Here is a 13,543-nt window from a genome sequence, read left to right as displayed (position 1 = left end):
TACATGAGACAAAACCCATCAGAGCTTAAAAGGCCTGCTTCCGAACAAAGAAGCGCAGAGCGCCAGCCTGTCAGCGGCTGGCGTGCGGCTATGTTTGCCGAAAACGGCATCACGGTAAGCCATGCCGATGTCAAAGAAGCATCCGACAGCGGCGCCGGTCTGATTATTGCGGGTCACCCCGGTCTGATCGAAGAAGGCCAGACACTCACGGTCAGCATCGAGGCCCAGCACCGGCGCTTTACACGCAAAGCCAGGGTGTGCCGGGTGCAGCCCGAAGGCGATGAACTGCAGGTGGCCGTGGAATACATCGATCACGTCGGCCTGGATCCCCAGACTCACCTGCTCGATATCGGCCTGGCGCGCATCGATCCGGCCTGTGCGCTGAAGCTGCCTGCCAATATTGCGTTGCGGCAGAAAGCCCTGCCCTTTATCGAACTGAACGGCGTCATGCATGTCGCCTGCCTGGATATTGAAAACGCGTCGCTGGCAAATCTGCTGGAACGGCTGCTGAAAATGCCCGTCCAGCTATGGGCCGGCGATGAGGATTTGCTGGATGTAAAACTCAAGCAGGTCTACGGCGACAGCCGCCATCAGGTTCAGGCATTGCCCAAAACCGCCGAGGCCAACTCCAGCGCCGTCAGTACCGGCGACGAACTGCTCTATGCCGCCTACATGCGCCAGGCTTCCGATATCCATATCGATCCGGGCTTTAACGGTGCGACCATCCGCTTCCGCGTCGACGGCCAACTGGAGCAGTACAGCCATATCAATGCCAACATTTACGCCGAGCTGGTCAGCCGCCTGAAAGTCATGGCCTATCTGGATATCGCCGAGAAGCGCCAGCCCCAGGACGGCCGCTTTTCGCATCAGTTCGTGTCCGGCGGACGGCGCATCGACGTGCGCGTGGCCACCTTGCCGACCAAATACGGCGAACGCGTCACGATGCGTCTTCTGGCCGTGCAGACCGACTCGCTGACGCTGGAGCATCTGGGTTTCGATCCGGACCACAGGCACAGGATCGAAGGCTTCCTGCGCCGCATCCAGGGCATGATGATCATGACCGGACCGACCGGCAGCGGCAAGACCACGACGCTGTACGCGGCCATCCGCATGCTGCTGGAAGAGCGGCATGTCAACATCATCACCATCGAGGACCCGATCGAGTACGAAATCGGCGGCGTCGCGCAGGTCGAGGTGGATGCCGCCGACAAGGTCAGTTTCGCCAAAGCCCTGCGCAGCGTTCTGCGCCATGACCCCGACGTGATCATGGTCGGCGAGATCCGGGACAAGGAAACCGCCGATATCGCCATCAAAGCGGCGCTGACGGGCCACATGGTGCTGGGCACGCTGCACACCAACTCGGCCGCGGCAACCGTCACGCGTCTGACCGACATGGGCGTCGAGCCGTATCTGGTCGCGGCCGCGCTGCGGCTTGCCGTGGCCCAGCGCCTGCTCCGGCGCCTGTGCAAATACTGCCGCATCCCCAGGCCGATAACTGAACTGGAAGCCGTATCGATCAACCATCCCGAACTGGCCGGCCGGATAATCCACGACCCGTCCGGCTGCATTTACTGCGGAGGCAAAGGCTATGCGGGGCGCATCGGGCTTTACGAATTGCTGGAACTGCGCGAGGACTGGGCGCGCGCCGTTGCCGAAGGCGAAGGCGAGGCCGAACTGGTGGTGAAAATGCGCGCAACGGGAATCAAGAGTCTGCTGGACGATGCGGTATCCAAGTTGATCGCCGGCGTCACGTCGGTTTCCGAAGTCGTCCAGATCGCTTCGTCATGGTAAAGCCGATGATTGAGAACTTATGCCTGTTTAACAATCCGGCGGTCCGCTAATGCCTGTATTTACCTATCTCGCCCGCGACCGCAGCGGCCAGCAGCGCACTGCCACCATCGAAAGCGCGACCCGCGAATCGGCGATTCTGGCGTTGCGCGAGCAGGGCCTGCTGCCGCTTAAAATCGAAGAGGTCAAAAAAGAAAGCGGCGCCACTAAATCCTTCAGCCTCAACCCGTTCGCTTACCGCGCGTTCAATTCATCCGACATCGAACATGAATTTCACCAGATCGCGGTCATGCTGCGCAGCGGCATCAGCCTGCTCGACGCCTTGAGCCTGACCCAGAAGTTTTGCCGGGCCGGCGCGCGCCCTACCTGGGAAAGACTGGCCAAGCGCATCCAGCAAGGCAGCTCGTTCAAGGATGCATTGGCTGAACACAAAGCCTTCAGCGAGTTCACGATCCAGCTGATCCACGTCGGCGAGCAGACCGGCCATCTGGGCACGGTCCTGGACGAGGCGGCCAAGGAAGTCAAATCCAGCCGCAAACTGAAAAAGCAGATCGTCACGGCCCTGCGCTATCCGATCTTCACGATGCTGTTCGCGATCGGCCTGGTGATCTTCATGCTGACCAGCATTATTCCCGAGATTAAAAAACTGCTGCAGATCATGGGCAAACCGATGCCGCCGGTGACGCAGGCGCTGATCGACACCTCCGACTGGATGCTGGCCAACGGCCTGACCATGGCCGTTTTCGCAATCGCCGCAATAGTGGCTTTTATCGTCCTTTATAACTTGCCGACCAGCCGCTGGCTGATAGACAAATGGGCGCTGAAGCTGCCGCTGTTCGGCTATGTCCTGCGACTTTCCGGCACGGTGCTGTTCTCCAGGGCCATGGGCTTGTTGCTGCGCAGCGGCGTGGTCATGGTCGAGGCACTGGAAACGATGGAAAAACTGCATGTTAATAAATACATGGCCAGCCGCATTGCCTTTGCGCGCAGCCGCGTTCTGCAAGGCTCGTCGCTGGCCGATCCCCTGGAAACCGAATCCGGCTATATGCCTTTATTACTGCAAATGACGCGCATCGGCGAAAGCTCCGGGATGCTCGACGAAATTCTGTTTGAAATGACCGAATACCACGATGAACTGCTGCAGCAGGCTATCGCCACCTTAACCGGCATGATTGCGCCGATCATGACCATTTTTGTCGGCGGTCTCGTCGGCTTTGTTTATGCCGCTTTTTTAGTGGCCATGTTTTCCGCCGCGGGAGGAAGCCCTTCATGAAGATGCCATCGCTTAAACTGGCGGCGCTGTGGCTGTTGTGTTTCCCGTCCCTGTCGGTCGGACAAGAAGACGCTGCAGCTCCGGCAGCCGCACCTGTCCAGGAAACGACGAACGCCCTGCCCGATCCGACTGTCATCACCAGCCAGTTCGAGCAACGGCTGAGAAAATCGCAGGAGCCGTCCGACCAACAGGCGCAGGCAAAGAAAAACCAATCAAAAGATGAGCTGCAGGACCCGACCCGCCTGAACGAAAACTTCAGGGATGCGTTAAAACACGTCACCAGCCGCTCCCCTGCAGCGGGCAATGCGGTTAACGCTTCAGCCGCCCCGAACCTGCCCGACATCTCGCTGGCGGCCAGCGCCTGCAATATGCATAAAGGCAAGAACCACGCCATGCTGCGGGTCAACGGCAAGACCAAGATGGTAAGCGTCAACGACAAGATTACCTTTATCGAAAAAAATCAACTGATCGAAATCCAGGTATTGGAAATACAGAAGGATCATGTGCAGGTAAGGATCTTCCCGAGCAACGAAACCATTTTTTTACGCTGATGACGATTTGCAGCATGAGCGCGGCCTGATGCCGGAATCCCCATGACCGCAACGCCCGATTTAATTATTTATGCCTAAGTTTTTTTCAAAATCCCGTTTTACCGCCGCCATACTGGCCTTATCGCTGCTGCAACCTTCTTTGCTGACAGATGCGCGTGCCGATCCCGGACAGGTCATCGAGCAGATCGAATTCCGCGACATTACTGTCGGCGATGCCCTGCGCATCCTGTCGGAGCAGTCCGACCTGAATATCATCGCTTCCAAGGAAGCCGCCGAGATACAAGTCACGATGTTCCTGCGCCGCGTGACTTCCATGGAAGTAATCGATGCCATCGCCAAAACCTACAACCTCTGGTATCAGCGCGACGTCAACTCCAACATCGTGCGCATCTACACGGTCAAGGAATACCGGCTGGAACAGGTCGAATTCAAAAAAGAAGAAACGGAAATCTTCACGATGAAGAATGCCAAAAATGCGCTGGATCTGGCCGAGACCATTAAAAACCTGTTTTCGGAACGCGTCACGTTGAGTTATGGAAAAAACGAGAGGGAAATCATGACGGACCTGTCCCAGCGTTTTCAACGCTTTAACATGATTGACGGCCGCTCAACCCTGACCTCGTCTCGAGGCGGCTCTGGCGGCGGCGGTGGCAGTGGCGGTACCGGCGGAAGCAGCGGCAACTCGACCAGTATCAATGCCGGCAGCGGCGGCATGTTGGGCAACCAGGTAGGTGTCTCTGCCAGAGGACAGGAAAACAGCAACAGAGAAATTGAATTGGAAGAACAACTGCGGGTCAGCACCGATATCCTGCGCAAATTCGCCGATTCCAAAGACGGTACACAGGGTTTAATCACCGGCGATATAGCCCAGAGCAGCGGACTGCTGGATCAGACCATCCGTCATCAGGCACCGATTTATGTCGGCGTCATCAAGCACCAGAACCGGGTGCTGGTCCGTACCCGCGACCAGGATGCGATGGCTGAAATCCGCCAGTTGTACAAGAAGCTGGATACCGAAAGTTCCATGTTATTGATGGAGGTCAAAGTCCTGTCCATCGATTTATCGGACGGGTACGACTCGCTGTTCGACTTCAAGCTCAAGACCAATAACGCCAATGTGGCTACACTGGGCGCCTCCAACACCGTCGGGGCTCAGGAAGTTTTCGATACCGGCCTGAGAGCCGCATCCGCAGCTTTCGATCCGTCACTGCTGGCTACAGTGGTCAGCAATAATTTCGAGGCTCGCCTGCAATTGCTGGAAAAAGAAGGACGAGTCACGGAACTGGCCACCCCCATGCTGATGACGACCAATCAGGAAGTCAGCCGCGTGTTTGTCGGCGAGGAAAGGCCCATCATCAGCGGTTATTCAGCATCGGCCACAGTGGCCAGCGGAGCCTCCGGCACAGCAAACGTCGTACAACAGCCGATTCTGGTCCCTGAAACCGACGTGCGCGCCATCGGCACCACCCTGCTGCTGACGCCCAACATCAATTCGGACAGAACAGTCGGCATCCAGATACTGGTCGAGCAATCCACCTTGTCGGCCGCCAAAGGCACGATTCCGGTGCAAATCGGCGAGACCCTGCAGGATGCCAATATCGATCTGGTGCAGGAACGCACGTTCAGCGGCACGATCGTCGCCAAGGACTCGACCGCGGTCGCCGTCGGCGGCCTGATCCAGGAAGCGGCCAGCAACAGCGAGAAAAAAGTGCCCATACTCGGCGACATTCCTGGCCTGGGCTTCTTTTTCAGGGAAGACGGCCAATCGCGCACGCGCCGTGAACTGGTCATCATCATCAAGCCGCATATCATGGAAACGCCGACGGAAGCGGCCGGCGTCAGCCACGAAGTCCTGGAGGAAAACAGCATTCACCCGAATGCGCTGGATGCCGGTTCAATGGACGTCTACTCCAATCCGGACCGGCGCCATAAAGGCTATGTGCTGGAGCAGCCTTTCAAGGAGTACAGCAAGCAGGATGTCTTCGATAAATACCGCGGCCGCGGCGATTCGAGGGAATTCCCGGAAAACCGCAGAGCTGCGGCGGCGGCGGCAACAGCGGCGCCGGCGCCCTCGCCTGCCCAGCAGATCTATGTGGACCTGACCCGTTACGCTTCGGAAGCCATCCGGCTGCCGCCCGAACAGCGCAAGATCGATCCCAAGATCACGCCTGTCAGGCTGAGCGAGTTCGAGCCGGTCGACCTGACCTACGATTCCAGGATCAAGGCATTGCCGATTGCCGGCTGGCGCCAGGGCGGCATTTATGTCACGGCCGTGGAACTGCACAATGTCTCGAACGAGCGGGTGACGGTCGATTATCGCCACCTGAAAGGCCGCTGGCTGGCTTCCACGATCGAAAACGAAACGCTGGCCGGGCAAAGCGAACAGAGCCATGCAACAACCTATCTGTACCTGATTTCCTCCCAGCCGTTCGAGGAAATCGTGGCCCCTGCGGCTCATTGATACCCAAGGAACATCATGGTTAAGAAATACGGCTTAACAGGTATCGCTCCATTACTCGTCTGCTGCCCTCTGACGGCGCAGGCAGTGGGCATCGCCTCAGGCACCGTGCCGGACATGAAAATGCATGTTTTTGAAGCGCCTGCCGGCGAGCCGCCGTTGGCAGACAATCGCGAAAACGGCGTAGGCCGCAACGGGCCGATGCACATGGTCATTTTTACCGAGCCACCTTCAGGCGGGCCTGCAACGACCAATCAGGGCCAGACCATCAGCCTTGCCGCCAATGGCCCGGCCGTCGCCGAAAACTATCAGGAACCGGAGCATTACAATGACAGCCCGGAATTCCAGTTTGATTATTATATTGAAGGCGGTTATCGGCAGGATGATCTGGACTGGACTATCGCCGACTCGTCAGGCTCGCCCGATGTTGTGTCCGAACTGCAATGGAAAGACGTGGAAAGCGCCATGTTCGAAACCGGCATCGACGTTACCTATGCCGATCACTGGCATGCGGAAGGCAAGTTCGCTTACGGCCAGATTGTCGATGGCCATAATCAGGATTCCGATTACGATCAGAACAACCGCCAGGGCGAATTTTCGCGCTCCTACAGTGTTACCGACGATGGCGCAACGATCGAACTCTCAGGCGCGCTCGGTTATCACTTTGATATAGGCAGCAAGAAATTTGCGCCTCGCCTGCGCCTGACACCTAAAGTCGGTTATGCCTTTCACACCCAGCAGTTCAATGATACCAACGGTGTTCAGGCCATCAGTGACAATAACAATGACTTTAAGATCGAAATGCCGCCATTGGGCAGTTTCGGCGGACTGAATAGCACTTATGAAGCGACTTGGTATGGTCCTTGGGGTGGAATGGAAACAAAATTGTTTCTAACCGAACGTCTCTCTCTGCAAGGTTCAGTCGAGTACCACTGGGCGGACTACGAAGGTACTGGTAATTGGAATCTGCGCGAAGATTTGGATCATCCCAAAAGTTTCACGCATGAAGCAGAAGGCGAAGGCATTATTGCCTCGGCAGGCGGGAGCTATCGCATCAATCCGGACTGGAGTGTAAACCTGTCGGCTGACTATCAGAAATGGAAAGCCAACAACAATGGCATCGACACCTTCTATTCCTCCGACGGCTATGCCGGTGAAACCCGGTTCAACGGCGTGAACTGGGACTCCTTCGGATTCAATCTGGGCATGGCCTATAAGTTTTAAAATCGTGAAGCAGGCGGACCGCTTGGAGCGGGTATTTCATGAACGCAACTGACATTTGGATACTCATCGGCTTATGAACAAAACATCCCCTACCCTGGTTCAGGGCTTCACACTGATCGAAATGACGGTCGTGCTGCTGCTTATAACGCTGCTGGCCAGCGTCGCCATACGCGAAACCAACAGCTTGAGTTTCCAGGTCCGCTACGAGCAGACCCAAGAGCGCCTGGAGCGCATCCGGGAAGCCATCCTCGGCAATCCCCGGCAGATCATCAACGGCCAGCAGGCGGTGAGCGGGTTTGTGGCGGATATGGGGAGGTTGCCGGATGAATTGCGTGAGCTTTTACAACCAGGATTTTGTTACGATTCGGGTGGAACTTTGTTACCTACTATCAAAAGACCATCCGCTTGCACAAGCCCGAGTGTGTGGACATATAAGCAGGTGCCTTGTAGCGACGGCATATCGAATACTGAAACGCTTTGTTCGGAAGCTGCTGCAACTTGGATAGGCAGGAATAGCGATTCGCCAGGCTTGAGCTGGGGCTGGCAAGGCCCTTACCTGAATGTTTCGGGAAATCCAGATGATAAGGATGCTTTTGTTGATGGTTGGGGGCGTGTGGCACAAGGCAAGTGTACCAATATCGTTTATACAGATGAAACTACCTGCACAGCAAATGGCGCAACCTGGACATTACTGTCTAACGATAATAACTATGGTTGGTGGTTTATTGATTTGTTCAATCTTACAAATAACGCATCAGATAGTGGCAATTTGATTGTTCAAAGTTTTGGTAAAAATCATCAAAAGGATAACTCTATCCCAACAACTGGGGATTATGAAAATGATTACCCATCCAATAACAAATCAAATGGTGCCGTGTTTTATCCAAATCCTATTGTGCGTCAACAGGACTGGCAAATTGATATTTCCAACGGAATAACAATTAATCTATTAAAACCATATCAATCATTAGGTGGATTTTGCGGTTTTTTAGCTTCTCAAGCGAGTAGTTTTACGGCTCTAGCTGATTGTAAAAATGCTGGCGGCAGTTGTACTGATACCTCACCGAATGATGGCAATTGCGATTCAATTTGTGCCATTAGTTCATCAACTTGCAAAGATTTAGGTGGGAAGTGGCAATCATGTTTTTTTACTTCTGATCAATGCAACAGCTTTACAGGGGGAACATGGCAAGAGTCCTGTGAATTTACCCCATCAAGTTGCGTTGCACCCGGCGTGGGTGGAACTTGGAATACGACTGATCGGGTATGTAATTTTACTTCAGCGACTTGTCCGACAACTTGGGACGGCTCGAAATGTGTTTTTACAGAAAATACTTGTTTTAATAATCATGGAACATGGCAGAAGCAGTGTAAGTTCTCCAATCAAACAGATTGTGAGCGAATTGTTGCTGATGGCGGGCCGGGAGGTACTTGGAATATGGATAATCCTGCTTCATGCTCATTTACATTAGCTCAATGCAATACTGCCAATGGTTTAACTAAAGGAAAAGATTGCAACATCACAAATGAGGAGGGAGCTTCAAGCACAATCACTCGATATTCGCAACAAAACTGTAACATTAGTTCAGGTACTTGGACATCAAATATAAAACAGCTTTGTTTGAGGGTATTTTATCGCAACAATGGCACTATCACTTCGATACCCAGCAACAGCAAACCTGTCTTGATTGAGGAAAACGGGTCATCTCAAACCATCCATTTTAATTTTGCGAGTAATCCCATTTTCATCCCCGCTGGCCAGAACGCCATTGGCATTTACGAACATGACGGAACGAACTGTACATCGACCTTATACCCAGCCGACCGCCAAAACCCGATTCAGGTGGATTTTCACCCGCGCATCGATTTGCCGGTCATCAATTGGTAAAAAGTTCGAAATACGCAACTATTTGGCATTTCTGTGCCTCCGGCCAATTCTGTAGGGTCGAATTCATTCGACCCGAAGCATAACTGTTCGGCGAGAATAAATCCACACCAACAAATGAGAACAAAATAATGAAACGGTTCCATAAAACACTGCAATCAGGCATGACGCTGCTGGAAATCACAGTAGTGCTGCTGGTGCTGATAGCACTAGCTGGCATGGTTGTTCCTTATGTCAATATCACAAGCGGCACGGCTACATGCCAAGCGACTGATGCAACCTTGCAGGCCGTCAAGCAGGCGATCATGGGCGGCAAAGCGGGTCCTGGCTATTATGCAGATACATTGGGCGCTTACCCTAAGGCCAGTCAGGCAAGTACCGACACCGCTTACAACCTGAAATATTTATTCGAGCAAGGTTCATGGGATGTCTACAACCCTAAAACCGGCGTGGGCTGGCGTGGGCCGTACTTATCAACTGGCGGTCTCGTTAGCGGTACTCCCCTCCATAGTAGTTTTGGAACAGTATTTGATTCTAGCTCTCCTGAAGCAATTGCTATCCCGGCTCATGTACACGTCAATATAACGACCGATACCGGTTCGCAGGCTTTTGATGCCTGGCATCGACCGATTGTATTGCAAGTGCCCTATTACGACGCTGATGGCGCGGGATCTGACGATATCGCCAGGTATCACCTCGAAAATGCCAGATTAGTTTCAGCAGGCCCTGGCAGCGGCCTCAGATCTGATGAGGCTGCAATCGATACAACCATTCAATCCAAAGACGCATCCGATCGCGGCGATGACCGCGTTTTATTTCTGAACGGCCCCGACCTTGGCAAGAACAAGCTTTGTGATGAGTGATAACCGTCAGACCAACCGACACAGGGCATACTGTGGCATATAAATCACCCGGCGGTCGGCGAATCTGGCTTGATTTCCTCCGCCCCCGCAACATTGCCATAATAATCCAACCCGGCAATCAGCCTCATCCTGACCTGATTGTCCGGCATGCCTAACCGTTTAAATGCAGCATTCATATCCATGCGCTTGATGGCGTCAACAGAACCATACCTGAAGCTGAACATTTTATTCTGCTTGCCTGCAGGAAAACGGCTCATGATCTCCGCGATTCTTTCATCAATGAGCTTGCGGGCTTTCTTCAGCTCCGCAACAACCTCGGGTTTTAAGCCTGCCGGCATTTCATGATCAGCATTAGCCGGCTCAACGGGCGGCAAGTTCGTTTGGACCTTGCGGCGTATTTCGGCCAGTTTTTTGCTGCCGCCCGACTGCAAGACCAAGCCCAATTCATTAGCCGCCATTGCGGGTCGGCTTGATTCGGGGTCGTTCTGTTTTTTATCCATCCTGTACCTGCCGATAGATTTTACCTCATACAAAAAAGCCCCTTTAATCAGGGGCTTATTTAAATTATTTACAAAACTAATCTCAGGTGACTCCTAGAACGGAATATCGTCATCATAAGGCGCATCAAAATTATCATAGCCGCTATCCTGCTGAGGATTAGACGGCTCGCGCGCGCCCGATGACTGATAGCTTTGTCTGCCTCTTTGCTGGGATTGCGGCTCGCTTCGAGCGCCCTCGGCGTTACGGCCGCCGACCAGATCCAGAATATTGGCGTTCACTTCCAGGCTAGTCCTGGTGGAGCCGTCTTTGGCCTGATATTCCCTCTGGGTCAGTTCGCCGGAAACGAACACCTGCTGGCCTTTTTTCAGGTAATTCTGCAATTGGCCTTCGGCGCGCTTGCCCCATAAGACCACTGTGAACCATAGCGTCTGCTGCTTGTCGCCGAAGCCGATATTGTTGGCGACACTGACATTCAGCACGGCCTGGCCTGATGGCAGATACCTGACTTCCGCGTCACGACCGACAGTGCCTGTAAAACTGAGTACGTTGCTCATCTTTATCTCTCGTGATTGATCAAAGGGCTATTATACCTTATATCGAGACCTCAAGCGGGCTTGCTGAAGTCCATCTGAACCTTGCCGTCGACGAATTTCAGATTGGCGTCGAAAGCGCTGCCTTTAGCCGATTTAAAGCCTTTCAGCACGCCCGTCTGGCCGGTAGCAATCATCTTTTTCGCCATCGCGGCCGTGATTTTCTTGTGCGCAATGGTTTTCCAGATCACGGCCTTGCAGCCGTTGCGCCATTCGCTGCAACTGTAGGCTTTGGGCGTTTCGATGATCTGGCCGTTGCATAACGGACAGGCAGCAATGGCTTCTTTTACCCCTGAAACCGATTGACTGGCGGCTTTAATATAACTCGTCTCACCCTGCCCGTTCAGGGTCAAATGGGCATCGAAAGTTTTGTTGCCAACATGAACATCATAAGCTTGCAGAGTCCGACCATTCTGTAGCAACTGACTGGCGATCTCATACGTGATCGACACGCCATACGCCTCTTTCCATAACACGAATTGGCAACCTTCCTTCCAGCCGCTACAGCCGTAGCCTTTACGCCCTTCGATGACCGGCTTATGGCACAAAGGGCACTCGCCCAACTTATTAGCATCATAATCAGGCGGCACAATTATTATTGGCGGCTTAATAACAGCTTCAGGCAACCTAATCGATTCATCCTTAATTTTTTGAGTGAATAGAATAATTCCAGATATAAATTGAATGATTTCCATCATAAACTGATCGGGGTCATGGGCATTTTGCTCTATTTTCTTGAGCTTGAATTCCCATTCGCCGGTCATGGCCGCCGACTTCAAACGATCGTCGGCAATGATTGCGATCAGATAGCGGCCGGCCTCAGTGCTGATCAGGTTTTTCTTTTGGCGTTTGATGTAGTTGCGCATGATCAGCGTTTCAATGATAGATGCCCGCGTTGCCGGCGTCCCGAGACCTTTTTCCTTGAGTACATCCTTAAGCACTTCGTCATCGCAGGTTTTGCCGGCCGATTCCATCATGCTCAGCAAGGTCGCTTCTGTGTATGGCTTAGGTGGCTTGGTCTTGCCCTGACTGACCGAAGGCTGATGCAGCCCCGTCTCGCCCTGCGTAAAATCAGGCAGAGTTTCTTGTTTATCATCGCCTTTATACAGCACCTGCCAACCCGGTGATTCTATAGCAATGCCTGTGGCATTGAATTTCGTGTGATTAGTTTCGCCTTGTACTGTCGTGATCAGCCTGATGCAAGGCGGATAAAAGGCTGCAATGAAGCGTATGACAATGACTTGGTAAAGTTTCGCTTCATCACTAGATAGGCTGTCAGGTAGAGTCGTGGTCGGGATAATGGCGTGGTGATCAGTCACCTTAACATTATTAAAATAGCGCGCGTTCAATGCTAACCCGTCCAGATCGAGCGGCGCTATTTGTGGACCAAATGACCTGCGAAGCTTCTCCAATAGCGGCTTCATGTCAGCTTTCATATCATCACTTAAATAACGGCTGCCCGTGCGCGGATAGGTGATGTGTTTTTTCTCATACAACTGCTGCGCGCAGGTTAGTGTACGTTCGGCCGTAAAGCCGTAACGCATACTCATGTCTTTTTGCAGATCAGCCAGATCGTACAGCAAAGGCGGATTGACCGTTTCCTTTTTACCTTTGACTGCCATGATCTGAAATTCATGCCCATCAATTCGGCTTAGCAATTCCACAGCATCGACCTGTCGGTCAAAGCGCCCGCCGGCGTACTGGAAAACCGTGTTACGGTACAGCGTCTGCAATTCCCAGAAATCCTTGGGAATGAAGTTGGCGATCTCCGCATCGCGCTGCACGATCAGCGCCAGCACGGGCGTCTGAACGCGGCCTATGGTCCACAGCGTGCCGTTCTGGCCGAATTTCAGCGTATAAAGCCGCGTGGCGTTCAGGCCGACGATCCAGTCCGATTCGCTGCGGCATTTGGCGGCGCGATAGAGATTGTCATAAAGCCTGCCGTCCTGTAATTGGGCAAAGCCTTTGCGTATGGCTTCATCCGTTAATGAGCTGATCCACAGGCGCTTGAACGGCTTGCTCAGGCATTGGCTCCAGGACAGGATGTAGCGAAAAATCAGCTCGCCTTCCCGTCCCGCGTCGGTCGCGCAGATGATTTCATCGGCTTCCTTGAACAAATGCCTGATCGTGTTGAGCTGCTTTTTGGCCGAAGCATCGCCGCGCGCTTTCAGGCCGAATTTTTCAGGGATGATGGGCAGCGATTCCAAAGACCAGCGCTTCCATTCCTTGTGATAGTCGTCCGGTTCTTTCAGTTCGACCAGATGCCCGAAAGCCCAGGTGATCCGGTAGCCGTTGCCTTCGAAATAGCCGTCGCGCTTGTTGCGGATATTCAAACAGCGGGCTATGTCGCGCGCGACGGATGGCTTCTCCGTTAAGATGACTTTCATAGAACAATGAGCAAGCTAATACT

The 13,543-nt window shown here is 53.5% G+C and carries 10 protein-coding genes; 7 read left to right on the top strand and 3 right to left on the bottom strand.

The genetic code is table 11. From position 1 onward, the window contains the following. The first annotated feature begins 3 nt into the window (after positions 1-3). The 7 genes from V2P20_RS10225 to V2P20_RS10195 all read left to right on the top strand — a co-directional run bounded on the left by V2P20_RS10225 (position 4) and on the right by V2P20_RS10195 (position 10,042). The gene (locus V2P20_RS10225; protein ID WP_331818098.1) at positions 4-1,791 is read left to right on the top strand and encodes an ATPase, T2SS/T4P/T4SS family; all 1,788 of its coding nucleotides are present in this window, start codon (positions 4-6) and stop codon (positions 1,789-1,791) included. Between the two features lie 49 nt (positions 1,792-1,840). Then, positions 1,841-3,061, top strand: a complete 1,221-nt coding sequence (locus tag V2P20_RS10220) for a type II secretion system F family protein (protein WP_331818097.1) — start codon at positions 1,841-1,843, stop codon at positions 3,059-3,061. After that, positions 3,058-3,612, top strand: coding sequence for a hypothetical protein (locus tag V2P20_RS10215; protein WP_331818096.1), 555 nt, complete (start codon positions 3,058-3,060; stop codon positions 3,610-3,612). The genes V2P20_RS10220 and V2P20_RS10215 overlap by 4 nt, the downstream gene beginning before the upstream one ends. A gap of 70 nt (positions 3,613-3,682) precedes the next feature. Beyond that, positions 3,683-6,073: a DUF3438 family protein gene (locus tag V2P20_RS10210; RefSeq protein ID WP_331818095.1), complete on the top strand. Its 2,391-nt coding sequence runs from the start codon at positions 3,683-3,685 to the stop codon at positions 6,071-6,073. A gap of 15 nt (positions 6,074-6,088) precedes the next feature. Continuing rightward, the gene (locus tag V2P20_RS10205; protein ID WP_331818094.1) at positions 6,089-7,294 is read left to right on the top strand and encodes a hypothetical protein; all 1,206 of its coding nucleotides are present in this window, start codon (positions 6,089-6,091) and stop codon (positions 7,292-7,294) included. Positions 7,295-7,367: 73 nt separating this feature from the next. Continuing rightward, complete coding sequence (locus tag V2P20_RS10200; RefSeq protein WP_331818093.1) at positions 7,368-9,182, top strand: prepilin-type N-terminal cleavage/methylation domain-containing protein; 1,815 nt, start codon at positions 7,368-7,370, stop codon at positions 9,180-9,182. Positions 9,183-9,310: 128 nt separating this feature from the next. After that, a complete protein-coding gene (locus V2P20_RS10195) occupies positions 9,311-10,042 on the top strand; it encodes a hypothetical protein (RefSeq protein WP_331818092.1) in 732 nt (243 codons plus the stop codon). Positions 10,043-10,086: 44 nt separating this feature from the next. Here V2P20_RS10195 and V2P20_RS10190 read toward each other — a convergent pair whose 3' ends face one another. The 3 genes from V2P20_RS10190 to V2P20_RS10180 form a co-directional block, all read right to left on the bottom strand. Beyond that, positions 10,087-10,542 (bottom strand): hypothetical protein, encoded by a 456-nt coding sequence (locus tag V2P20_RS10190; RefSeq protein ID WP_331818091.1) that lies wholly within the window; start codon positions 10,540-10,542, stop codon positions 10,087-10,089. A 93-nt stretch (positions 10,543-10,635) separates the two neighbouring features. Beyond that, positions 10,636-11,097, bottom strand: coding sequence for a single-stranded DNA-binding protein (gene ssb, locus V2P20_RS10185; protein ID WP_331818090.1), 462 nt, complete (start codon positions 11,095-11,097; stop codon positions 10,636-10,638). Positions 11,098-11,147: 50 nt separating this feature from the next. Continuing rightward, positions 11,148-13,520, bottom strand: coding sequence for a DNA topoisomerase 3 (locus tag V2P20_RS10180; protein WP_331818089.1), 2,373 nt, complete (start codon positions 13,518-13,520; stop codon positions 11,148-11,150). Positions 13,521-13,543: the final 23 nt, after the last annotated feature.

Source organism: Methylobacter sp. Wu1 (genome assembly GCF_036553575.1).
In the GTDB taxonomy this organism is placed as follows: domain Bacteria; phylum Pseudomonadota; class Gammaproteobacteria; order Methylococcales; family Methylomonadaceae; genus Methylobacter.
The sequence above is the reverse complement of the archived record's forward strand: the minus strand, read 5'-3'. Positions and strand labels throughout refer to the sequence as shown.